Raw genomic sequence first — 25,640 nt, 5'->3', positions numbered from 1 at the left:
CTTGCACTTAACATAAAACACCCACGTTTCCTTAATGAAAGAGAGAAATTGAAGTGACAATAAAAGATTTACTTATTGGTGAAAGTGCACGAATTGACATTGTTGGCGGAGAGGGAGCTCTTCGCCAACATTTTCTGGATATGGGAGTTATACCAGGGGCGGAAGTTACACTTGTTAAGCTTGCGCCTTTAGGTGATCCTATGGAACTTAGGATTCATGGGTATGAGCTCACACTTCGTCTTGCTGATGCTGAGAAAATTCAGGTGACTAAGCTATCTGAGGCAAAAGAGCCTGGTAAAGCAGGGCAGTCAAAAAAGAATTCTAAAAAGATCGAACACCCTGGACTTGGTGAAGAAGGCAAATATCATCCAAAGGGAAGCGGCAATCCTTTGCCGGATACAGCTCTTTTGACATTTGCTCTTGTAGGTAACCAGAACTGTGGTAAGACGACTCTTTTCAATCAACTGACAGGTGCAAATCAGCACGTTGGTAATTTCCCCGGAGTTACTGTGGACCGCAAGGATGGTTCAATACTCGGACAAAAAAATACGATGATAACGGACCTTCCCGGAATATATTCCATGTCGCCATATTCCAGTGAAGAGCTTGTCAGCAGGAACTTTGTGCTTGAGGAAGAGCCTGAGGCCATCATCAACATTGTGGATGCCACAAACATGGAGAGAAATCTGTATCTGACTATGCAGCTTCTTGAAATGAACATCCCTGTCGTGATTGCCCTTAACATGATGGATGAACTTAGGGGCAATGGTGGAACGGTTGATATCAACCTTATGGAGAGCATGCTGGGAGTTCCTGTTGTTCCTATTTCTGCAGCCAAGAATGAAGGAATAGATGAGCTGGTGCGCCATGCCATGCATATAGCCCACTATCAGGAGAGACCGGGACGCCAGGATTTTTGTGATGAAAATGATAATGGCGGCGCTGTTCACAGATGCATCCACGCAGTTATGCATCTTATACAGGATCACGCTAAGACAGCAGAGCTCCCATTGAGATTTGCGGCCAATAAGGCAATCGAGGGAGATCAGCTCATAATTGATAAGCTAAGTCTCGATGATAATGAAAAAGAGACACTTGAACATATTACAAAGCAGATGGAGGCAGAAAGAGGCCTTGACAGGGCAGCAGCCATCGCAGATATGAGATTTGCTTTTATCCACAAGATATGTGATGAATGCCTTGTAAAACCTCATGAGAGCAAGGAACAGATCAGAAGCCAGAAGATAGACAGAGTTCTTACCGGCAGATTTACTGCTATTCCGGTGTTTATTCTCGTAATGGCATCTATTTTCTTTTTGACCTTTAATGTGATCGGAGCTTTTTTGCAGGGACTTATCGAAACGGGAGTTAGCGCATTGACGGGCCTTGTAGACAATGCCATGACGCAGGCAGGAGTTAATGCAGCTATTCACAGTCTCGTGGTTGATGGTATTTTTGAAGGCGTGGGAAGTGTCCTTAGCTTTTTGCCTATAATCGTTACAATATTCTTGTTCTTATCACTTCTTGAAGACAGTGGATATATTGCAAGAGTTGCATTCTTTATGGACCAGCTCCTTAGGAAAATAGGACTTTCCGGAAGAAGTATCGTTCCGCTTTTGATCGGCTTTGGATGTACGGTTCCAGCTGTGATGGCGACCAGGACTCTTCCTAGTGACAGAGACAGGAAAATGACGATCCTTCTTACTCCATTTATGAGTTGTACCGCCAAGCTTCCTATTTATGCCTTTTTTGTGGCAGCATTTTTCCCTGATAAGGGTTGGCTTGTTATCACGGCGCTGTATTTTCTGGGAATCATGCTGGGAATAATTGTTTCATTGGTATATAAAAAGACTCTGTTTAAGGGTGAAGCAGTCCCATTTGTTATGGAGCTTCCAAACTACCGCATGCCTAGTGCCAGAAGTGTAATGCAGCTGATGTGGGAAAAGTCAAAAGATTTCATTCAGAGGGCCTTTTCAGTTATTATGCTGGCTTCAATAGTTGTGTGGTTTTTCAAGAGCTTTGATTTCCATCTGGAACTTGTGGCCAGCACCAAGGACAGCATGCTTGCAGCAATTGCCGGAATTCTGGTTCCTATCTTTAAACCAATTGGCCTTGGAGATTTCAGAATATGCACATCTCTCATAAGTGGTTTCATGGCAAAAGAGAGCGTGGTATCAGTTTTGGAAGTTTTGTTTGACGAAGCTGGCGGCGTTTCTGCTGCTATAAGCACTCTCTCTGCAGTGAGCCTCCTTGTCTTTTCACTTGTTTATACACCGTGTGTAGCGGCTGTTGCGGCCATTGGCAGAGAGATGGGAAGACGATGGGCTGTTGTCGTTATTCTGTGGCAGTGCGTAGTTGCGTGGATCGCAGCATTTATTGTGTATTATGCAGGAATGCTTATAGGAATGTGATCATTACATTGGAGTCCCTCTGAGTTCAATAAGTAACTAAAAACTTCCCACAGGGACTGGTCCCTGCGGGAAGTTTTTTAATGTTTTACGGTATGAGTTTCTATGATATTTCTAACAGTTTTTTCAAGATGTGGCTTAAGGTCATTAAGGGATACAGGATCATTATACATAATGGAGCTGTAGCCGGTTGAACCAACGAGCTCTATTATAAGAAAGAGCATTACTTCCGGGTCTTGGAATTCAAGCTCGGACTCTTCAATCATTTTCCTGTAAACTTCGCCAAAGTCAACGTCCTCACTGTGAGTAGGTGAAGTGAGAGCTTTTTTGAACACCGCCCAGGAAAGGTCTTTATATATGAAAGCAAGAAGCCCCTTGTTGGCTTCAAGCTCATCCAAAACATAATCCATAATAAAAATAAGTCTGTCTTCGAAGCCTTCGATTCCGGCATCTCCGAGAGCATCATAGGCTTTCATAAAAAGCTGACTTGATTTGTGGGCGATGAGTCTGTTCCTTATATCATATTTATCTTTGAAATAAAGATAGAAGGTTCCCTTGGCAACTCCTGCCTTATTAACGATATCTGAAATGGAAGTCTTGTTTATTCCCTGTGAAGTGAAAAGTTCAAAGGAAGTATTGAGAAGATTTTCCATTTTTAATTTCTTATTATCTGCTGCTTTTCCCATTTTTATATCCTCGTTTCACTAATTCTAACATATGACATCTTATGCTGCAATCTGCGTAAATTCGCTAAAAAAGCCTCTTCTGACAGGCAACGGATCACTTAATAAAAATTTTATTGAAAAAATATTGACCGTTGGTCATATTCATGTTATACCATAATATATAAAAAATGACTAGCGGTCAATAAACTATTTCATAAAAAATGGTTCCGCTTGAAATAAAAATGAATCAATAAAAAGGGAGGCAGTTTGTTATGAATAAGCTTTCACATTTAATTGTAAAGCTAAGATATGTTATACTGATAGCGGCAATAGCACTTCTAGTTCCGTCCGCGATCGGCTATTTTAACACAAGAGTCAATTACGATATCCTTACTTATTTACCGAAGGATATCGAGACCATGAAGGGTCAGGATATCCTGCTTGACCAGTTTGGCACAGGCTCTTTTGTCCTATATGTAGCTGAGGGCATGGAGGAAAAAGATGTTGCGAATCTTAAATCAAAAATCGAAAATGTGGACCACGTTGCAGATGTAATCTGGTACGACTCCGTAATGGATCTGTCAGTTCCAATGGAGATGCTTCCGACAGAAGTCTACGATGCTTTCAATAGCGAAGACGCCACAATGATGTTCGTTGTATTTGATGAAGGAACATCATCAGATGGAACAATGCAGGCCATTGAGGACATCAGAAAGATTTCCGACAAGCAGTGCTTCATGAGCGGCATGAGCGCCATCGTAACAGATACCAAGAACATGGCAGAAAAAGAGACACCTATATATGTAGGAATCGCAGTACTTCTTGCAGTGATAGTTCTTTCACTGACAATGGATTCCTATCTGATACCTCTTTTCTTCCTTTTAAGTATTGGAATGGCAATCGTTTACAACATGGGTACCAACGTCTTTAAAGGAGAGATTTCTTTTATCACCCAGTCACTGAGCGCAGTACTTCAGCTGGGAGTTACACTTGACTATTCAATATTCCTGTGGCACAGCTATCAGGAAGAGCTTGAAAGAAATGATGACAAAAAGGATGCAATGGCAAACGCTATTTCAGCGACCTTCACATCAGTTCTTGGAAGCTCAATAACGACAGTTGCAGGTTTTATAGCACTTATGTTCATGAGCTTTACACTTGGACTTGACCTGGGAATTGTAATGGCTAAGGGCGTTGTATTTGGTGTTATCGGATGCGTAACAATCCTTCCAAGTATGATCCTTGTTTTTGACAACCTCATTGAAAAGACAAAGCATAAGCCTTTGATGCCGGAGTTTAACAGAATTCCAAAGTTTATTGCAAAGCATTACCTTGCTTTCCTTGCTATATTTCTTGTTCTTTTGTATCCGGCAATTTACGGAAATAATCACACAAGTGTTTATTATGACCTGACACAGACTTTGCCAGACAGCCTTGAGAGTGTTCAGGGTGCCAACGAAGTTGATGAGAAGTTTGAGATGAATTCAGCGTACATGCTTCTTGTTGATAAGAACCTGGATTCAGCATCCATGAACCAGATGATAAAAGAACTGAAAAATACCGACGGTATCCTTGCTGTATTAAGCACAGATTCACTTATAGGACCTGCACTTCCAAGAGAGTTCATTCCTGAGGATGCCTTTGATAAGCTCGAGAGCGACGAGTGGAAGATGGTTCTTTTGACAACTGATTACAAGATAGCTTCTGATGAAATAAATGCTCAGATCAATCAGGTTGATAAGATTGTTAAGAGCTATGATCCAAAGGCTATGGTAGTTGGTGAGGCGCCTTGTACAAAGGATCTGATCAATATTACAAATCATGATTTCAACGTAGTTAACACTGTTTCAATCGGACTTGTATTTTTGATCATTGCTTTCGTACTTAAGTCTGTATCACTTCCATTTATCCTGGTTGCGGTAATTGAGTTTGCTATCTTTGTTAACATGGGACTTCCATTCTATACAAAGACAACAATTCCTTTCATCTCATCAGTCGTAATCGGAACTATTCAGCTGGGAGCAACAGTTGACTATGCGATCCTTATGACAACAAGATACCTCAATGAGAGAAAGGACGGACATGACAAGAAAGAGGCAACTTTGATAGCTCTTTCAACAAGTATGAAATCAGTAATTGTAAGTGCTCTTTCATTCTTTGCAGCAACATTCGGAGTTGGACTTATTTCAAGTATCGATATGATCGGTTCACTCTGTAACCTGATGGCAAGAGGAGCAATCATCAGTATGTTCACAGTTCTTTTGGTACTGCCTGCAATGTACATGCTCTTCGACTGGGTGATTGTTAAGACAACCTTCGGTATGAAGGATGTTGAGGCTGTTCACCATGAGCACCACCATTTTGGGGATTTTATTCATCACGTGGCATGAGCAGAGCACTTGCTGAGGTATTTACGAAGCTAGTGCGAGCCATGGGTGAACACTTGGCGAGGTTTTTACGAGCCTAGTGAGAATCCCATTAGCTGGGATTTAAAATAATAATAAAGAGGAGAAATTAGTCATGATCAGAAAAAGTTTAATGAAATCATTTTCAGTTATAATGGCAGCAATGCTTGCTATGATGTCAGTAGCATGCGGAGCAAATACAGTTACAGATGAGACTGCAGCAGTTGAGACACAGGCTGAGTCAGAGATTGAAGAGAGCATGGTAACAAATTCAGCTGTTGCTTCAAGTGAGTCAGAGGCCGGCAAGGTTGAAACAGTATATGTTAAGACAGATGCCAATGGTGCAGTAAACGATGTCATCGTTAGCGAGTGGCTCAAGAATGCAGATGCATCAAGCGAGATGTCAGATACTACAGAACTTAAAGATATCGTAAATGTAAAGGGTTCGGAAACTTTCACAGATAACGGTGACGGAACACTTACCTGGAATGCTTCAGGTGCGGATATTTACTACCAGGGAACTACAGACAAAGAGCTTCCTGTTGATATGAAGATAACATATACTCTTGACGGAAAAGAGATTTCTCCTGAAGAGCTTGCAGGAAAGAGCGGCAGAGTAACAATCCGTTTCGACTATGAAAATAAAGAGAAACAGACTGTAGAAGTTAATGGCAAAGAGATTGAAGTTTATACACCATTTGCAATGGTTTCAGGTATGATGCTTGATTCAGACAAGTTCTCAAACGTAGAGATCTCAAACGGTAAGGTTATTTCAGACGGCGGCAACTACGTAGTAATGGGCGTTGCAGTTCCCGGCCTTAAAGAATCTCTTGATATTGATGATGAGAAGTGGGAAGAACTTAACGAAAACGGTGATCTTGATGAGAAACTCACAAATCATTTTGAAGTAACTGCTGATACAACAGATTTCGAACTTGGCATGACGATCACAATGGCAAGCTCAGATATCCTCTCAGACTTTGGTTTAACTGATCTATCTGATTCAGATAAGCTCGATGACCTCAAGGATGATATGAGCGAGCTTAATGATGGCTCAACAAAGCTTGTTGATGGCAGCAAGGAGCTTAAGGATGGCACATCAGATCTTCGCGACGGCGTTACAAAGCTCTACGATGGAACTAAGGAACTCAAAGATGGTACAAAGGACCTGAAGGACGGAACTGGCAAGCTGTATGATGGAACAAGCAAGCTTTATGACGGAACAGGTTCATTATATGATGGAACAGGTAGTCTTAAAGATGGAATAGTTGCTTATACAGATGGCGCAAGCAAGATAAACGATGGTGCTGGCAAAATCGCAGATGGAGCTGGAGCAGCAAAGAGCGGTGCTGATCAGCTTGTCAATGGTATGAAAGCAAAAGATTTTGTTGGAAATGCCAATAAGATTGCTGCAGGAGCAGGACAGGTTAATGATGGTGTCAATACATTGATTGATACAGTGAACGGTACTATGAAGGCTAGTGTAGTAGAAATGGAGACTCAAAAGGCACAGATTCAGGCAGCACTTGATTTCCTTGATGGTAAGACAACGTGGAATGATCAGGTTGCAGCTGGGTTTAGTACTATTTCAAAAGGTGAAGTCACAGATGTTTATAAAGCAACACAGATAGTATCAGGCAAGAAAGCAGCAGAAGAACAGTTATTTGGAATTTCTACACAATTAAAAGATGCAGCGAACCAGATAGATGAGGGATTAAAAGCTGCCGCTCAAAAGCAGGCTGCAGCAGGTGCTGCACAGTCTCAGGAAAATGTATCAACAGATGCCGCAAATACAAGTGATACATCAGAAGTGCAGACAGAAACAAACAGTGTGACAATGGAAACAAATGACGCAATACTATTTGTAACAGCTGATTTTGATGAACTTACAAATCCATTAGATGATGATGATACAGATGATGAAGAAGAGGATGAGAATGACACAGAAGAAAAGGTAGTTGATGAAAATGAAGTTGATGACAAGGAAGAGGAATCAATAGATGCAGCAACTGGTGGTACTACTACAATTACAGTAGAAGGTGAAGAGGAAGACAATGAAGAGCTAACAAATTACCTTGGTGCTTCAAAGGTTGCTACAGGTAACTCTAATGTGGATCTGACTACGATGCTAAATGCTACGAATGGCTCAACAGATAGCGATTCAGAAAAACAAATTGAAGAGCTGAGTAAGAAAATAGATGAATTGACGAGTGCAAACGCTGACTTAGAAAAATCCAATCAGGAACTTCAAGGCAAAATAACAGTATTAAGCCAAAATATGCAGACACAAATGACTGAGACTGCAACACAGCTTAAAGGTATTTCTGCTAAGCTTAATGACAGTGCATCTAAGCTTGATGAGTCCTTACCACAGGGAATATATGTAATTTCAGCATATAATCAGCTTCATGGGGCTGCAGAATCAGCAATTGCAACTATTGATCTGATTGAGAAAAAATTAAGTGGAAGTGCAGACTTACGAAATAATGCAAAGGTACAGGCTTTATTGGATGGAACAAGTGTATTAGCAAGTGGAACAGCAGAATTTGCTGCAGGCGCTACTACAATTTATAATGGAGTAAGTGCACTTGACTCCGGACTGGGAGAGCTTTCATCTGGTGCATCACAGTTGAAGGATGGCACAAGCCAACTTGTTGAAAATAATGGAAAACTTGTAGATGGCGCATCACAGCTAAATGATGGTGCATATCAGCTTAAGGATGGCGCATATCAGCTAAACGATGGTGCAAGACAGCTTGATGATGGCGCTGGTAAACTTAACGATGGCGCAATCAAGCTCAATGATGGTGTAGGTGAACTCAACGATGGTGCTATCAAACTTGATGATGGTGTTCAGGAACTCCTTGATGGTGTTATCAAGCTTGATGAAGAAGGTATCAAGAAGCTCTACGAAGCATTCGATGGAGACCTTACAGAGTTTGCTGACAGAATGACAGCAATCAAAGAGGCAGGCGAGAGCTACACATCATTTGGCGGTGCAAGTGAGGACGTTGACAGCAGCGTTAAATTTATCATCAAGACAGATGCAATTAAGTCTCTCTAATAATTGATATTTAAGAATAGTCAAAGACTATAAAGAGGATTCTTGTGTAAGCAATATGCTTATCAAGAATCCTCTTTATAATCTACATCATCAGTATTTACTTTCTCAGCATGAAAGCTCGAACAACATTAATACCGATCTTATATGGAAGTGGACGAAGTACTTTATCTGCTTCCCTTATTTTTTCTCTGATAGGAATGCTCTGAGGGCAGTGCTGCTCGCATTTTCCGCAGCTGATGCACTGAGTGGCGAAGGCTGGATCTTTTTTCAGGCCAACAGTCTGTGCATACTCGAACCTTGCGGCAGATTTGCTTTCAAGTGCAGTCATATTGTAAACCCTGAATAGTGCCGGAATGTCTACTCCTTTTGGACATGGCATGCAGTATCTACAGCCTGTGCAGCCTACAAGTTCTGACTCTGAGATGATAGCTTTTACCTTCTCAATTACTTCAAAGTCATCCTTGGTAAAAGAGCCTGCTTTTGCGTCGTAAGCTATTCGGCAGTTTTCCTGTACCATCTCTATTGAATTCATTCCTGAAAGAACGCAGGTTACTTCAGGCTGATTCCAAAGCCAGCGAAGACCATATTCTGCAGGTGAATATCCACTGGGGCTTGTGGCAATAAGAGCTTTTGCCTTCTGTGGAAGAAGATTAACAAGCTTTCCACCACGAAGGGGTTCCATTATCACAACAGGAATGTTCTTTTCTGCAGCATGTTTAAGACCTTTAACACCTGCCTGTGAGTGTTCGTCCATGTAATTGTACTGAATCTGACAGAAATCCCAATCATAAGCATCAAGAATCTCAATGAAATCTTCAGTGTTTCCGTGATAGGAGAAGCCAATATTTCTGATCTGGCCGCTCTTTTTCTTTTCCTCAATCCATTCTTTTACGCCAAGACCGACCAGTTTATCCCATTGATTGCTGGCTGTCATGTGGTGCATGAGGTAGTAATCCACATAGTCGGTGCGAAGCCTTTTGAGCTCTTCGTTAAAATACCTGTCTAGAGCATTTCTGCTTCCGACGAGATATTGAGGAAGCTTTGTTGCAATATTTACTTTTTCTCTGATATGGTTGCGCTCAAGTATCTCACCAAGAGCAGCTTCACTTCCGGGGTAAACATAAGCTGTATCGAAATAGTTTACACCAGATTCAAAAGCAGTCATGATCTCTTTTTCAGCCTTATCGATGTCGATTCCTGTAGGCCCACTTGTAAAACGCATGCAACCATAGCCTAAAATTGAAATTGGTTCCCCTTTTTTATTTTTCCTGTACTCCATAAAAAATCTCCCTTTAACAATTGATAACCGCAATAAAGAGTTAACAATTTAATTGAGTAAAATATAACATATTTCAGTATAATTTTCAATATTGGAGTCGTGGTTTTCGTAATAGTAGTTTACTGCATTACTACAAAAGACTGAGGAGCCATCTTAAGCTCATAGTCATTAAGAGAGACGTCCCCGATAGAATAGATACACTCGCCTTTGGAAGGAAGCTTCACGTAGGCTTTTTTGTCTGATGGATTAATAGCAATAGTCAACTTACCTCTCTTATATACGAAGGGGAAGGACTCTGCTTCAGCATATACTACTTCAAAAGAGCCGTCAGCCTGAAGGTCTTCGTACTTGTGACGAAGAGAAGTGAGCTCTTTTACTGTATTAAGGAGAGAATTTTTAACGCCAAGCTGATCAGCAACAGTTGGAGCATCCGCATCTGTGTCTACCGGTAAATAAAGCATTGAGGCATCAGCATCTGAGAAGCCGTGATTTTTGCTGTTATCCCACTGCATTGGAGTTCTGGTACCGGTTCTGGTATAGCCGCCTTCCTTGGTTGGAACATCAAGATATCTCATTCCTATTTCGTCGCCGTAGTAGATAAAAGGAACGCCGGGAAGAGTCAGAAACATCGCGTAAGCAATCTTAAGTTCGTCCATATCAAGAGTTCTGCGTGGACGAGGGGTGTCGTGGTTGCAAGTGATGAAACTGATGTAGCCATCATTTTTTGTATCGTCATATTTTGGCAGATAATCATTTAAAAAGCGCATGATATCGCCGCTTCCGTCCTTTTTAAGGAAGCTGTGGTCACCGCCTTCTGTTTCATAGTCGCGAAGAAGCGTATTGTAACCATTTCCGTGATGATCAAGGTAGAAGTCAGCGTGGAAACCGTACTTGAGAGCCTGACGTGGATTGGACCACTCTGAGATGATTGCAGCTTCTGGGTATTCTTCATCCAGCATCTGCCTTATATTTTTCCAAACGGCGCCTGTAGCGGATTTGTTCTCATCATCATCTTTTACCAGAGAATCGGCCATATCAACTCTAAAGCCGTCGCATCCGTGGTCAAGCCAAAAGCGCATGACGTCTTTCATGGCTTCTCTTGTGGCTATACAGTCGGGATGATCAGGTGGAAGCTGCCAGTCCTCTGTTCTGTTGAGGAAACCATAGTTAAGAGCAGGCTGACATTTGAAGAAATTGAGCATGTAACAGCCATTTCTGTCAGCTTCGCCGCCAATGTATGGGTGACCGGCAATTCCCTGGATCCAGTGATGAGTCCAGACATAGCGGTTGGTGTATTCGTTGTCAGTAGCTTTTTTGCTCTCCTGAAACCATTCATGCTCTTCAGATGTATGACCTGGGACGAGATCAAGCAGCACATGAATTCCCTTTTCATGAGCTACCTCAAACAATCTGTACAGATCCTCGTTAGTTCCGTAGCGGGGAGCAACTTTTTTGTAGTCTCTTACATCATAGCCAGCATCTTTGAATGGTGAATCATAGCAGGGATTGATCCAAAGAGCATTGCATCCAAGGGCTTTCACATAGTCGAGCTTTTCAATTATACCCTGAAAGTCTCCGATACCATCTCCGTTGGTATCTTTAAAGGTCTGAGGATATATCTCATAAAAAACAGCATCTTTTAACCAGTTTGGCATTTTGTAACCCTCCAATAATTGTTATAGATTAAAATATATTCAAGTTCCGGTAACGTTTCCATTATACATAAACACTATATCTTTGTAAATTGGAGCGCAGAAATAATTACTACTGAATATATACTAATGTGGTCTTCTTAAATCCTGCGGCAATGTAAGTGATAGCAGTGTACATAAGGCCAAGACTGTAGATGATGACTGCAGTGCTCTGATTTCTTACGAAAATGATGCAGCACACAGCCAAAGCAATGCTTACAAGTCCGTGGGCAAGGTTTTTCCACCAGCTTTTTGCGCCATACAGATGGGCTTCCTTGGCTCGCAGAATCTCGACAAGCCCCTGAAAAGCGTGGACTAGAGCAAGGTAGATAAGTATGTATACTTTTGGAATATCGGCAAAAGAAAATGTGAGGAAGGCAAAGTCAACTAGGATGACCCCCTTATACAGCACAAGTCTGCCACCAACCATGTATTTTGCCATTGTGAAGTAGTATATGAGAGTTTTTAAACCTGAGATAGAAAGACTTAAGGTTAAAAACAATAAGACAAAAACGTAGGAATCACTCCCAACAATCAGCATTACTGCTGCAATGATGAGGGTGATAAGCCCACGAAGTATAGCACTGAATTTCTGCATATAGGTCATAACTTGTTCCTCGTTTCAAAACGTGAAAAGCCTGCAAGCATATTTTTTGACTGATAGATCTTGTTTGAGACCATTGTTTTTTGAGATAATGCACCGTTTATAAAACGTCCTATGAATGTGTTATTTTTCGCATCTTTATTGGCCTTTATATATTCGCCCTGGTACTTTGCAAGGTCGAAGGCGGGAATCTCTTCTCCGGACAGTTCTTCACCAAATTTTTTCCAGTCTTCACATGCGTTTAGCTGCCTTTTTTCAAGGATTTCCATGGTCCTGTCCCCATACTTTTCATGGACTTCGGGGTCATAGACTTCTTTTTCGAAATTATCGATCTTACCGCCAAGGTACTTCATTGCAGTTACCATCTGAAGAAATGCGTTCATGTAGTCCTTCGGATTGTCTTTGTATACGTCCCTGTATTCATTCCAGGAAGGGTAATACCTGTATCTGGCAAAAGAATAATCGGGGAAATGCCCTGCGCGCCCGTGTCCGAGGTTCATTACAGAATTCTCATTGCCCTGATGGAGAGTGTTGGTGTAGAGGCATTTCTCAAGATCATCAGGTGTTGAAGGGCTGTGCCTGAAGGTAATCCTTTTTTCTATAGTAGAGCCATTTTCAGTGAGTATTTCAAAGAAGTCGCGGTCAGTATTGTTGATGACCTGAGAAGGTGTTCCTGCAAAGTACATGTGAGCCCAGGTGTCTGCAAGAACATGCATGGCTATACCAATGTGCTGAAGGGAAGTATCTTTTGCATTTTTGACAGTATCTACGACCAAATCCCCGTTAGGACCGCATATTAGCCGGTATTTGTTCATGTAGCGTCTATTGCGTTTTTCCTTTTGTGCATAGAGATCTTTGGGTAAAAAATGAAATGATGCCCAGATCCTTGTGATATTCTGCAGGCCTAAAAGGTCTGTCCTTGCTTCCATCATTTCAAGCTGAAGCTGAGTTGTGGCAGCAATCTGTGGGGCACCTATCTTTGTAAGAAAAGTGGCGGAGCACAGATCAACCAGTTGGGCACTATAACATATATCAAGGCTTTCTTCGTGGGAGAAACCTGCAAGGAAAGCCGCGCAGTATGTGGCATAGTAATGAAAATCTTCCTGCATTATTTTCCGGACCTTTCTATATTTTTTAGCAGTTTTTTCAATTTGATCGTTGAAGCGTTAAGGTCAAAAAGACATATACATAAAGTCAGATCAACGAAAAACGATACGATTGTTGAATCTTCTACGGAATCTTCTGTCGGATAAAAATATAGAGGTAAACAAACGAAGTTGATTATAAGCAATAGAATTGTCCATATTAAGAAACGGGTTTTGGAGCTTTTTTCATGGGCATATCTGATGGCACTTAAACCTACGATAAAGTGGAAAAAAAGGATGGCTCCAAATGAGATAAAAATGAAGCTGATAATAAAAACCCTTAGATGTTCATATTCTTCCCTGGAAATATCGAGTATGGACATTAGGGTTTGAGCTCCAACCGCCAGGGACATTAAGAACTTTAGAAACCCCCAGACTCCGGATATGATAAGCGCGATTCCGCCCGTTTCTATGTTTGTACGATATTTTTTTTGTTGAACTTTTATATCTTCATTCATAGGATCATTCTTTCGTGTGATTATCAATATTTCGTCATTATTATTCTATACCTTTTTTCGAAAGAATAATATTAAATGAGAAAAAATAATAAGTGTAAAACAGACCCAAATCAGTGAAAATGGTTAAGGGTCTGTTTTTTTCGCTAATGTATAAGGGATAAATAGAATGGATTAATGATAGCTAAGAAGGTAATACCATTTCCTGATGATGTTTGGTTTAATATGGTAAGATTAGATAGTGGAATGAGGAAGTTTTGCGAGGTTTGTATGAGATTATTATTACTTGAAGATGATGTTGCTATAGGAATGGGGCTTAAGTACTCTTTGGAAAAAGAGGGTTATGAGGTCGTTTATGTAAAAAATAAGATGCAGGCCATACAGTCTTTCGAAGTCGGTACCTATGACCTGTGCATATTGGACATTAACCTTCCGGATGGAAACGGATATGATGTCTGCAGGTTTATAAAGGAAAAAGAAGATGTTCCCGTAATTTTCCTTACAGCAATTGATGCAGAGGTCAATGTTGTCATGGGACTCGAAATGGGAGCAGATGACTATGTGTGTAAGCCTTTTAGAATAAGTGAACTCATGGCCAGAATAAAAACCGTTCTCAGGCGAAGCGGCAAAAACAAAGAAGCAGGGCCTTTGCTAAATGATGGAATTCTGGAAATACAGGATGTGCGTATCCATACTTCTGAAGCCAAGGTTGGCATAGTTAGTGAAACTACAGGAAAAGAAAATATGGTAGAGCTTACAGCTTTGGAATACAGACTGCTCCTTGCTTTTTATAATAACAGAGGAAATGTAATGACAAGAGGAAAGCTTCTCGAAGACATGTGGGATGTCAACGGAGACTTTGTTAATGACAACACTCTTACGGTTTACATAAAAAGGCTTAGAGATAAAATAGAAAAGGACCCTTCAAACCCACAGATCATAAAAACGGTAAGGGGCATGGGATATATTGTAGAAAAATAGTTAAGTAGCAAAACAACTGATCAATGCAGCTTAGAAGACTTGAAGACAGAGGGATTGGTATGCTAAAAAACAAAGAATTCAGAATGATGGTTAGTATAGCGGTTGTTATAACTATGGCCATTTCTATATGCGGATATGCGCTATGCGGTATACCCGCATTTATTATGTCAATTTTATTGGGCGGATCGTTGACGGGGATTTTCATTATGACCACGAAAAAGAGATATGAAGCAATTGCTTCTCTTAGTTCATATCTTGAGAAGATCCTTGCAGGCTTAGAAGCGCCCAATATCCTTGACCAGGAAGAAGGGGAGTTGTCTCTTTTAAAAACAAATATTTATAAAGCGACCTCTACTCTACAGTATCAGAAAGAGCTTTTGGCCAAAGACAAAGTAGCACTCGCAAATGCTATTGCAGATATCAGCCACCAGCTGAAAACGCCGCTTACTTCCATGATTGTAATGAATGATCTTTTGAAAACGGAAGATGACATGGAAAGGCGCATGGAGTTTTTGCAGACCCAGTCCAATCAGCTTGACAGGATGAGCTGGCTTATCCAGACACTTCTAAAGCTCTCTAAGATTGATGCAGGGACAATAGAGATGAAAATGGATGAGGTCAGAGCAGATGTCTTGATGAGGGAAGCTATAAAACCTTTCGGGATTCAGATGGATCTAAGGAATATCAGATATAGCACGAATATAACGAATGTTTTGCTAAAATGCGATAAGAACTGGACTGTAGAAGCTATACAGAACATAGTAAAAAACTGTATCGAACATATGGAAGATGGTGGGGAACTACAGGCTTTTACAAATGAGACCAATATATTTACTGAAATAGTAATAGAAGATACCGGCTGTGGAATTACAGAGGAAGACCTGCCTCATATATTTGAGCGCTTCTACAAAGGAAAAAATGCCGGTAAGGACAGCGTAGGTATAGGACTTGCACTTTCGAAAACCATCATAAACAGTCAGCATGGTGATATTCTGGTTGCTAGCACCCCCGGCAAGGGAACTAAGTTCAATGTGAGATTTTATAAGACAATTATCTAATGTGACAATTTTGTAATGAAATAGTCACAAGGCAGTAATACTGGAGTTTTAATCTGTTCTCAGATAAAAAATAGAGTTTGTTTGAGAAGGGAGACAAAAGAAAAATGAATATTTTGGAAATCAGAAACCTTTGCAAAGTATATGGAAATGGAGAAACGAGAGTCGATGCCCTTAAAGACGTTTCTTTTGATATAGAGCAAGGGGAATTCGTGGCGATTGTAGGGCCTTCAGGCTCCGGCAAGTCAACGCTTTTGCATATTTTAGGAGGCGTTGATGTACCATCCTCAGGTGTTGTCAACATAGCAGGAACAGATATTGGAAAGCTTGATGAAACAAAACTTGCTATTTTCCGCAGAAGAAACATTGGGCTTATATATCAGTTTTACAATCTTATTCCAATACTGAATGTTGAAGAAAACATGACACTTCCCATTTTGCTTGATGGTAAGAAACCGGATAAAAAGCTTTTAAAAGATCTTGTGGAAAAGCTTGGGCTTAAGGACAGATTATCACATCTTCCCGGTCAGCTTTCAGGAGGGCAGCAGCAGAGAGTTTCCATAGGACGAGCACTTATGAATCATCCGGCACTGCTTCTTGCCGATGAGCCAACAGGAAACCTTGATTCCGAGAACAGCAGGGAGATAATTTCTCTTTTGCGAAAGTTTAATAAAGAGAATAACCAAACTGTTGTTATTATTACTCACGATGAGAAAATAGCTCTTTCTGCAGACAGAGTTATAACAATTGAAGATGGTCAGATTACCCGTGATTCCAAGAAAGAAGGGGTGATGGCATCATGAATATTGTATCAAAACTCACTATGAAGCACCTTCTTGGAAACAGGAAAAGAACTATTGTAACTGTGCTTGGGATAGCTACATCCACAGCACTTATCAGCGCTATAATCCTTGGAGTGTTCTCTTTTTTTAAGTTTTTTGGAACCATAGCCGTTCGCTCTGACGGAAATGTACATGCCGAGTTTGACGAGGTAAGCTACGAGCAGTTTTTATCTTTATCTCAGGATAAAAGAATTGCCATAGCAGGCGTTTGTGAGATGGAAAAAGAACAGAGCGGAATAAGGCTCATAAATGATAAAGAGTACAGATTTAGAGTGGGAAATATCCAGCATGCAGATGAAAACTATCTCTCTATGGCGGTTGTAACTGATTATGAGGGCACTCTTCCAAAGAATTCTTCGGAAATTGCTGTGGAGGAACAGTTCCTTATAGATAATGGCCTTGAAGACCTTAAAATAGGTGATTCACTTACTTTTGAACAGGGCTACAGATATATAAATGATGAGCTTGAAGGCTTTCTTTATCTGGGAGGCAATTATCGCTCAAATGAGAAGTTTGAGACGCTTTCAACCGAGACATGTACAGTAACAGCGATCCTTCATGGGAATATGCCAACAAAAGACTGGGATATACTTCGTGGCCTTGATAAGGGTTTTTATCCTGAGACTGAAAAAGCGCAGGTGTTCATTCAGCTGAAAAAATGCAACACCACTGCAATAAAGCAGCTTAAGAGCATTGTTTCAGATTATGGAATTAAAAAATACGGCCTGAACACAGAGTACCTGCTGAGCGTTTTTTCATTTGAAGGAAGTGCCGGAACTTACAGATCTTTTTTTGTAATGATGGGCATAGCACTTGCAATTGTAATTGCAACATCAGTTATTCTTATCTTTAATTCTATTGGAATGTCACTGACAGAGAGAATGCGCTATCTGGGAATGCTTGCAAGCGTTGGTGCTACTGCAAGGCAAAAGAGATTTTCGATTTATTATGAGGGACTAGTCCTGGGATTTATAGGTATTCCTCTTGGGCTTTTGCTGGGATATATAGGAACTAAAATAACGCTTGATATTCTTGGCCAAAAGATCATTGAGTCGGATATGCTGTTTGCTGCCAAGGGAATGAGTGGTGGAATACCTATAGTTTGTGACATCAGTGTTTTGGCAGCAATTGTATTTTTTGCAGCGATAACAATAATGATCTCAACTTTTGTCCCGGCGATAAGGGCTGCAAAAGTCATGCCAATAGATGCGCTCAGGCAGAACAATGTTATTAAAGTCAAGGCAAGAAAGCTCAAGGTAAACCCTCTTATAAGGAGAATCTTTGGATATGAGGGAGAACTTGCATACAAGAATATAAAAAGAAATGGCGTAAAAGGGAAGGTTATTACTGTAACTATCGCAGTGTCGGTTATCCTGTTCCTGGTTATTAATTTCTTTTGCAAATCAGTTGAAAGAGCTAATAAATTTGAATTCCAGATTCCATATCAGATAGTAGCGTCTTGTTCACTATCTGAGGAAGATAAACTGAGAAGCGCTCTGAAAGATATGGAAGGTGTTGAAGATGTTTACAATGTCAGTATGATTCAGTTCCTTTTCAAAAAAGGCCCTGATTCTAAGACTGAACTTGCTAATACAGACATTGCTGACCCGAAGTTTCTTTTACCTGAGTTCTCAGAACTCGACTTGGTGGGAATGTTTGTCTTGGCAATTGATGATCAGGAGTTTGATAAGATACTTGCGGACAACGGACTTGAGAGGGATGACTATTATCAGGATGCTTTGAAAGGCGTTTTGCTTAATGATTATTTCCATGAAAAGAAACCGAGCGAAGTGTTTAATGATGAAATTTTGGGGCAGACTGTACACTACGATAAGACACAGGGTTATCCTCCGGCTGTAGAGATAGAGGCTTTTGTGAAATATGATGCTGACAATAAGGTTTACGATCTGGTTCCTAAGACTAATATAGCTGTCTATGTTCCGGCATCTATGTATTTTTCCAAGGCAAAAGAGGTGCTTCCTGAGGAAAAACTGGTTGTAGATCTGGGAGTTGAAACGACTGATCACAGGGAAGTTTACGACAGAATATACCAAATGTTTGAGGGTGAGGGATATCACAATTACTATTGTTCTGACCTGACCGATACAGCCATGGTAATGGATACGGTCACTTTGATGCTTAAGACTGCAATGTATGGGTTCACTGCGCTTTTGACGCTCATTGCCATAGCAAATATAGTAAACACCATATCAACGGGAGTGCTCCTTAGGAGAAAGGAGTTTGCTATGTACAAGTCAGTAGGGCTTGATGAACATGGCTTTAAAAAGATGATCAGGCTTGAGACACTTCTTTATGGTATCAAGGCTCTTATCTTTGGAATCCCAGTATCGCTTTTGCTTAGTTTTTACATGTATAGCGTATTTGATTCAAATCTTTTTACATTTGACCCGAACTGGCTTATGTATCTGATCGTGATAGCTGCAGTATTTGGAATATTGGGAATCAGCATGGCGCTTAGCGTTAATAAGATAAAGGATGATAACATCATAGAGGCTTTGAAAGAAGATTCTGTGTAAAACAATATTTTTTTGTTGACAAGTGCAGTCAATCATAATAATGTAATTGTAGTCAATAAAAATACGAAAGGAGGTAAACACAATAATGATTATCAGAGTAAGACTTAATAATTTAGTTAATAGGAATAATGTGGTTACCTCGCTGGAGTTTGCTTTATAAGTATACTCATATGTATTATCAGCGCGGTTTCCGCAAATGGAGATCGCGCTTTTTTTATGCACAAAGATAATGGCGCCAGTCTTGGGTGTAAAAACGGTAGGATCTCCATGGGATTTCCTATCGTTTTTTCATGTTTGACAACTAGTTTTAGCAACAGCGCGTAGCGCAAAAGGATGTGATATTTATGAAAAAGTACATTTTTAGGAACTGGTGGAGATATTTAATTGGCGGTATTTGTCTTGTCTTAAGTACCCTGGTTGATATTCTCGTGCCGTTTATAACTCTTTCCATGGTGGACGATGTAATTGTGGGAAGAAATATGGATATATTCAGGAGAGATATTCTCCTGTATGTGGCAGCAGGACTTGGAAGGGCAGTTTTCCAGTTTGTCAAAGAGTTTTTGTGTGACATGTCAGGATGTCGCGTGGCTTCAGGCCTTAGAAAAGATATGATGAAGCATATCTTTTCACTTCACAAGGGTTATTTTGACAAAAACAATACCGGTGAACTTATGGCAAGAGTTAAGGATGATGCCGGATCAGTTTGGGATCTTACAGGCTTTGTGGGTATGCTCATGACAGAGGCGACCATTTATTTCTTTGGAGTCATCATCTGCATGGTATCACTTAACTGGAAGCTCAGTATAGTTCCGCTTGTATTCATGCCGCCGCTTGCTTATATAGCTCTTCATCTGGAAAAACAGCTTAACAAGGACTATGACGATATCAGCGAAAAAAATGCTGCTCTTACCAAGGTGGTAGAAGAGAATATATCAGGAGTAAGAACAGTAAAGGCATTTTCTGCTGAAAGCAGTGAGCTTAAGAAGTTTGATGAAAAGAATCTTGAATATGCAGAGTCCAACAAAAAGTTTGCAACAGACCTTGCAGACACGGATCCTCTTCTTGGAATGATTCCAAAGATCATGCAAACCTTCGTGGTAGCAATTGGAGGATATGCGGCTATTAAGGGCAGCATCACATATGGTACCCTTGTGGCTTTTGTATCATATTCCATCAGCATTGTATGGCCCATTGAGAATCTTGGGTGGATGTTATCGCTTGTTTCTCAGGGACTTGCGGGATATAAGAAGATTGAAAAGGTTATGTCTACAAAGCCTGAAATAACTGACGCTCCAACCGATGAATGCGGCGAAGAAGTTATACCTTCTACGGAAAATGCAGGCAGAAGCGGAGAAATCGCTTTTGACAATGTGAGTTTCGAGATGGAAGGAAAGAAGATCCTTAAAGATATTTCTTTTACCCTTGAGAAGGGCAAGACTCTTGGAATCATGGGAGCTACCGGAGCCGGAAAGAGCACGATAGTCAACCTTATCGAGAGGTTCTATGACACTTCAGAAGGAGCTGTCAGAATCAATGGAAAAGACATAAAGGATATGACAATGGCTGATATAAGAGCATTTTCATCAGTCGTTACGCAGGATGTATTTCTTTTCTCAGATACCATAACTGAAAATGTGAGGCTCGGAAGTAAGGACACAATGGACGACCTTACTGTAAGGCGCGCCATAAAAAGCGCCCATGCAAAGGAATTTGTGGAAAAGATCACAGATGGTTATGACGCAGTTATCGGCGAGAGGGGAATTGGCCTTTCAGGCGGACAAAAACAGAGACTTTCGATTGCGAGAGCCCTTGCTAAAAAAGCAGATCTTCTTATCCTTGATGATTCCACATCAGCCCTTGATATGGAGACTGAGGCAGCTATTCAGCAGGAACTTAAAGATAAGAAAGATATGAGTAAGATTATCATCGGTCACAGAATTTCATCAGTTAAAGATGCCGATGAGATCATTGTTTTGGAAAACGGAATGGTAAAAGAAAGGGGCACACATGCTGAACTTTTAGCGAAAAAAGGCCTCTATTACAGCACATATGAAGCTCAATATGGCGACTATAGAAGAGCTATGGCTTCAGGGCAGTAATTCTTTTACCTGGCAACATTGGATAAGGCATAAGGAGGTGTTTACATGGCTATAAACAGCACCAGAGAAGATGAAGAATTAAAGGAGAGCATAAAGGTCGATGTTCTAAAAAGACTTTTTGCCAATCTTCTGGAGTACAGAGGGAAAATCGTAGCAGTTACGCTGCTTATTCTTTTGACAGTAGCGATATCAACGGTTTATCCACTTTTGATAGAAAAAGTAATAGATGATGAGATAGTAAACGGAAATGTGAGAGGCCTGTTTATAATGGCCGGCATCATGATAGGACTTGCAGTAATCAGCTATTTTGCAACCAGGGTATGGAGGCGGATCATGGCAGATATTTCAAATGACATGATCCTGAATATCAGAAGAAAGCTCTATATCCACATTCAGGAGCTTGGAGTGGACTTTTTTGATCAAAGGCCCTCAGGTAAGATCCTTGCAAGGGTCACAGGTGATGTAAATGCGCTAAAAGAGGTCCTTTCAAGCACTATAACAACTCTTGCTCCGGAAGCAGTAAGCCTTATAGTGATTCTGGTAATAATGATCGTAAAGAGCCCGGTGCTTTCACTGTCAGCGGCAGTAGCAGTTCCGATTATTCTCTTTGGATTATATTTTTGTGAGATTCTCGCTCATAAGAGATGGCAGATGTGGAAAAAGAAGGACTCTAACATGACAGCCTTTATTCATGAAGGAATCGAGGGAGTGTCAGTTATACAGAGCTTTAACGCTGAAGATGAAGCCAACAGGGAGTTTGGAGATATTGTTGATGAGGTGATACATGCCTTCAGAAGGGCAGTTGTCATTGCAGATCTGTACAGCCCTACAATTGAGATTGCAGGAGGACTGGGAACAGCCACTTTGTATTATCTTGCTGTGACAAGGCTTGGAGTTACTGCGGAGTCGATAGGTACTTTGTCAGCGTACGTTCTGTACCTTGGTATGTTTTTTAACCCTATAAGAAATCTTGCAAACTACTACAATAAGCTGATTACAAATATTGCATCAGCAGAGCGTGTTTACGAGATCATGGATATGGAGCCTCTTGTGAAAAATGGCGAGGAGGCAGAGGATATGCCTGAGATCAAGGGCAATGTGGAATTTGATCATGTTACCTTTGCATATCCCGATGAGCCTGATGTGGACATATTAAAAGATGTAAGCTTTAAGGCTAAAAAAGGTGAGACAATAGCACTTGTTGGTCCTACCGGTGCAGGTAAGACAACGATAGTGAGCCTTATCAGCAGATTCTACAATACCAAGAGCGGGCGAGTACTTGTTGATGGCAAAGACATCAGCAAGGTGACAATACAGTCCCTTAGAAGTCAGCTTGGTATCATGACTCAGGATAATTACCTGTTTTCAGGTACTATCAGGGATAACATCAAGTACGGAAAAACAGATGCTACTGATGAGGAGATGATCGCTGCAGCAAAGGCTGTACACGCCCATGATTTCATTGAAAAGATGGAGAATGGCTATGATACTGTGATCACAGAAAGAGGCGGAGGATTGTCAAACGGACAGAGGCAGCTTATTGCCTTTGCGAGAACTCTTTTGACAGACCCTAAGATCCTCATACTTGACGAAGCAACCTCAAATATCGATACCAAAACGGAAATATTGGTTCAGAGAGGAATTGAAGAGCTTCTGAAAAAGAGAACATCATTTGTTGTGGCTCACAGGCTTTCAACCATAAAGAATGCAGACAGAATATTCTTTATTGATGATGGTGGTATTCTTGAGTGGGGTGATCATGAGAGCCTTATGGCAAAGAAGGGCGCTTACTACAATCTCTACGCTTCGCAGTTCGTTAGTGCGTCCTAATGAGTCATTACAAAAAGCATTTTAGTCAAAATGCCATCTTGAAATTTGGACTTAAAAAGTGTATGTTTATCTTGTCCATACAACTGGCGGATAAGTGGGTAACCACATGGGAGTATGGATAATAATATTAAGTCGACCGCCTGGGCAATCAAGTTAAGGATTGCTCAGGCTTTTCTTTTGTGTTTTATCCGGATCCGGAGCAATTCCCCCTAGAGAGGAGACAATATGACAGATTTACAGAAAGAGATCGGAAGCACTTCATACCCTGGAAGAGGCATTGTTATTGGTACTTCTGAGGATGGAAAGTATGCAGTATGTGCATATTTCATTATGGGAAGAAGTGAAAACTCAAGAAACCGTGTATTTGTAGAAGATGGAGAGGGAATCAGAACACAGGCCTTTGACCCATCCAAGATGGAAGATCCAAGCCTTATCATTTACGCACCTGTTCGCGTTCTTGGAAATTCTACTATTGTTACTAACGGTGACCAGACAGATACAGTTTATGACCTTATGAAGGAAGGAAAGACTTTTGAAGAGTCACTCAGAACAAGAGAGTTTGAGCCTGATGCTCCTAACTATACACCTAGAATTTCAGGTCTTATGAATGTTGAAAACGGCAAATATGATTTTGCTATGTCTATCTTAAAGAGCAATAACGGCGATCCAAGCCAGTGCCTGAGATTCACATATACATATGACAACCCAAAGGCTGGCGAAGGATACTTCATCCACACATACATGCAGGATGGAAATCCTCTTCCAAGCTTTGAAGGAGAGCCAACAAGAGTAAATATCGCAGGAGACATTGATACATTTACAAATAATGTTTGGAATGCACTTAATGCAGATAACAAGGTATCTCTTTTCACAAGATATATTGAAATTGCAACAGGCAAGTATGAGACACGCATTATAAATAAGAATGCATGATAATACAAAAACTCAAAAGTATTATTTCATATTAAATACTAAAGAATGTAAATAGTGTGTTTTTTACAGAATACATAATAGTAAATCGTGAACGTATAAAGGAGAATCTCATGAACGAAATTCAGCTTAAATATGGATGCAACCCTAATCAGAAGCCTTCTCGCGTATATATGGAGAACGGAAGTGACCTTCCAATCGAAGTATTAAACGGAAGACCTGGATATATCAACCTTCTTGATGCCCTCAACGGATGGCAGCTTGTATCAGAACTTAAGAAAGCAACAGGACTTCCTGCTGCAACTTCATTTAAGCATGTTTCACCTGCAGGTGCTGCAGTTGGAACTCCTCTTACAGATATTGAAAAGAAAATATACTGGGTAGAAGATCTTGGAGAGCTTAGCCCTCTTGCTAATGCATATGCAAGAGCCCGCGGAGCTGACAGAATGTCTTCATTTGGAGATTTTATCTCACTTTCTGATGTTTGTGATGCTGATACAGCAAGACTTGTAAAAAGAGAAGTCTCAGATGGAATCATTGCTCCCGGCTACACAGATGAAGCCCTTGAGATCCTTAAGGCAAAAAAGAACGGTAACTACGCTGTTATCAAGATTGATGAGAACTATGTACCTGAAGAGATCGAGAAAAAGCAGGTATTTGGAGTTACTTTTGAGCAGGGACATAACTTCATCGAGATCAATGAAGAAATGCTCAAAAATATTGTTACAGACAATAAAGAGCTTCCTGAGTCAGCTAAGATTGACCTTATTATTGCTCTTATTACACTTAAATATACACAGTCAAACTCAGTTTGCTATGTAAAGGGTGGTCAGGCAATTGGTATCGGAGCAGGACAGCAGTCACGTATCCACTGCACACGTCTTGCAGGTTCCAAGGCAGATAACTGGTTCCTTCGTCAGGCACCACAGGTTCTTAATCTTCCTTTCCTTGATACTATCAAGCGTCCAGACAGAGACAATGCTATTGATCTCTATATCGGAGCTGATTATATGGATGTTCTTGCTGATGGTAAGTGGGAGCACATTTTCAAGGAGAAGCCACCTGTATTTACAGAGGCTGAAAAGAGAGCATGGCTTGATAAGAACACTGATGTTGCTCTTGGATCAGATGCTTTCTTCCCATTCGGTGACAACATCGAGAGAGCATATAAGAGCGGCGTAAAATATGTTGCTCAGCCTGGCGGATCTGTTCGTGATGACAATGTTATCGAAGCAGCAAACAGCCATGACATGGTAATGGCCTTTACAGGACTTCGTCTTTTCCACCATTAATGAAGACATAGGGAAGACACAGGGACGGTTCTTTTGACTTATTGTAAGCAATAAGTCAAAAGAACCGTCCCAATGTCATTTAGTTAAGGTATTCAAGTGCATTTAATACATAACGGATGGCATAAAAACTCCGTTTTAGAAAACTTCATATCTTGTTTGCAAAACAAATGGCACGCCAAGAAAGCAGGATTGCTCCTGCTTCTTCCGTGCCATTTATTCTTGGAGAAATTTATGCTCTATAACTTAGTGGAACTACACGTTTGGTATGCTTTTTTCTTGGATATGTGCGGCCTTCTCGGATTGGCGTGACGTTACCTATCAACAACAGTTCCACTGTATCACTAGACATTCTGTTATG

Annotated in this window: 17 protein-coding genes and 1 riboswitch; of the genes, 11 read left to right on the top strand and 6 right to left on the bottom strand. The window is 40.7% G+C overall.

Annotated elements, in window-relative coordinates; all coding sequences use genetic code 11:
- Positions 1-53 precede the first annotated feature (53 nt).
- Positions 54-2,411 carry a ferrous iron transport protein B gene (gene feoB, locus C4S54_RS14850; protein ID WP_103870190.1) on the top strand — a complete coding sequence of 786 codons (2,358 nt, stop codon included), beginning with the start codon at positions 54-56 and terminating at the stop codon, positions 2,409-2,411.
- 77 nt (positions 2,412-2,488) lie between these two features.
- On the opposite strand, the gene C4S54_RS14845 is transcribed toward feoB, so the two are convergent.
- The gene (locus tag C4S54_RS14845; RefSeq protein ID WP_103870189.1) at positions 2,489-3,094 is read right to left on the bottom strand and encodes a TetR/AcrR family transcriptional regulator; all 606 of its coding nucleotides are present in this window, start codon (positions 3,092-3,094) and stop codon (positions 2,489-2,491) included.
- Between the two features lie 251 nt (positions 3,095-3,345).
- On the opposite strand from C4S54_RS14845, the gene C4S54_RS14840 reads away from it, so the two are divergent.
- Together C4S54_RS14840 and C4S54_RS14835 are read left to right on the top strand one after the other, a co-directional pair.
- Positions 3,346-5,463, top strand: coding sequence for an efflux RND transporter permease subunit (locus C4S54_RS14840; protein WP_103870188.1), 2,118 nt, complete (start codon positions 3,346-3,348; stop codon positions 5,461-5,463).
- Positions 5,464-5,593: 130 nt separating this feature from the next.
- On the top strand, positions 5,594-8,542 hold the full coding sequence (locus C4S54_RS14835) for a hypothetical protein (RefSeq protein WP_103870187.1): 2,949 nt from the start codon (positions 5,594-5,596) through the stop codon (positions 8,540-8,542).
- 97 nt (positions 8,543-8,639) lie between these two features.
- Here the strand turns inward: C4S54_RS14835 and C4S54_RS14830 are convergent, their stop codons facing one another.
- The 5 genes from C4S54_RS14830 to C4S54_RS14810 form a co-directional block, all read right to left on the bottom strand.
- On the bottom strand, positions 8,640-9,821 hold the full coding sequence (locus C4S54_RS14830) for an aldo/keto reductase (protein WP_103870186.1): 1,182 nt from the start codon (positions 9,819-9,821) through the stop codon (positions 8,640-8,642).
- 119 nt (positions 9,822-9,940) lie between these two features.
- Positions 9,941-11,476, bottom strand: coding sequence for an alpha-amylase family glycosyl hydrolase (locus C4S54_RS14825; RefSeq protein WP_103870185.1), 1,536 nt, complete (start codon positions 11,474-11,476; stop codon positions 9,941-9,943).
- 109 nt (positions 11,477-11,585) lie between these two features.
- On the bottom strand, positions 11,586-12,119 hold the full coding sequence (locus C4S54_RS14820; RefSeq protein ID WP_103870184.1) for a hypothetical protein: 534 nt from the start codon (positions 12,117-12,119) through the stop codon (positions 11,586-11,588).
- Positions 12,116-13,225 (bottom strand): DUF6765 family protein, encoded by a 1,110-nt coding sequence (locus C4S54_RS14815; protein WP_103870183.1) that lies wholly within the window; start codon positions 13,223-13,225, stop codon positions 12,116-12,118. The genes C4S54_RS14820 and C4S54_RS14815 overlap by 4 nt, the downstream gene beginning before the upstream one ends.
- Positions 13,225-13,719, bottom strand: a complete 495-nt coding sequence (locus C4S54_RS14810) for a hypothetical protein (protein WP_103870182.1) — start codon at positions 13,717-13,719, stop codon at positions 13,225-13,227. Before C4S54_RS14810 ends, C4S54_RS14815 begins: the two co-directional genes overlap by 1 nt.
- Positions 13,720-13,986: 267 nt before the next feature.
- On the opposite strand from C4S54_RS14810, the gene C4S54_RS14805 reads away from it, so the two are divergent.
- The 8 genes from C4S54_RS14805 (at position 13,987) to C4S54_RS14770 (ending at position 25,282) form a co-directional block, all read left to right on the top strand.
- Positions 13,987-14,697, top strand: a complete 711-nt coding sequence (locus C4S54_RS14805) for a response regulator transcription factor (protein ID WP_103870181.1) — start codon at positions 13,987-13,989, stop codon at positions 14,695-14,697.
- Between the two features lie 59 nt (positions 14,698-14,756).
- Positions 14,757-15,755, top strand: coding sequence for a sensor histidine kinase (locus tag C4S54_RS14800; RefSeq protein WP_103870217.1), 999 nt, complete (start codon positions 14,757-14,759; stop codon positions 15,753-15,755).
- A 104-nt stretch (positions 15,756-15,859) separates the two neighbouring features.
- Complete coding sequence (locus C4S54_RS14795; protein WP_103870180.1) at positions 15,860-16,555, top strand: ABC transporter ATP-binding protein; 696 nt, start codon at positions 15,860-15,862, stop codon at positions 16,553-16,555.
- Complete coding sequence (locus C4S54_RS14790) at positions 16,552-19,131, top strand: ABC transporter permease (RefSeq protein ID WP_103870179.1); 2,580 nt, start codon at positions 16,552-16,554, stop codon at positions 19,129-19,131. Before C4S54_RS14795 ends, C4S54_RS14790 begins: the two co-directional genes overlap by 4 nt.
- A 344-nt stretch (positions 19,132-19,475) precedes the next feature.
- Positions 19,476-21,230 carry an ABC transporter ATP-binding protein gene (locus C4S54_RS14785; RefSeq protein ID WP_103870178.1) on the top strand — a complete coding sequence of 585 codons (1,755 nt, stop codon included), beginning with the start codon at positions 19,476-19,478 and terminating at the stop codon, positions 21,228-21,230.
- Between the two features lie 45 nt (positions 21,231-21,275).
- Positions 21,276-23,060: an ABC transporter ATP-binding protein gene (locus tag C4S54_RS14780; RefSeq protein WP_103870177.1), complete on the top strand. Its 1,785-nt coding sequence runs from the start codon at positions 21,276-21,278 to the stop codon at positions 23,058-23,060.
- 69 nt (positions 23,061-23,129) lie between these two features.
- Positions 23,130-23,213, top strand: a riboswitch (ZMP/ZTP riboswitch).
- A gap of 72 nt (positions 23,214-23,285) precedes the next feature.
- Complete coding sequence (locus C4S54_RS14775) at positions 23,286-23,993, top strand: IMP cyclohydrolase (RefSeq protein ID WP_103870176.1); 708 nt, start codon at positions 23,286-23,288, stop codon at positions 23,991-23,993.
- 95 nt (positions 23,994-24,088) lie between these two features.
- Entirely contained in the window at positions 24,089-25,282 is a 1,194-nt protein-coding gene (locus C4S54_RS14770; RefSeq protein ID WP_278308928.1) for a phosphoribosylaminoimidazolecarboxamide formyltransferase, read from the top strand.
- Positions 25,283-25,640 lie beyond the last annotated feature (358 nt).

The sequence above is a fragment of the Butyrivibrio sp. Su6 genome, assembly GCF_900108105.1.
Lineage (GTDB): Bacteria > Bacillota > Clostridia > Lachnospirales > Lachnospiraceae > Butyrivibrio.
This window is presented reverse-complemented; position numbering and strand designations above follow the sequence as displayed.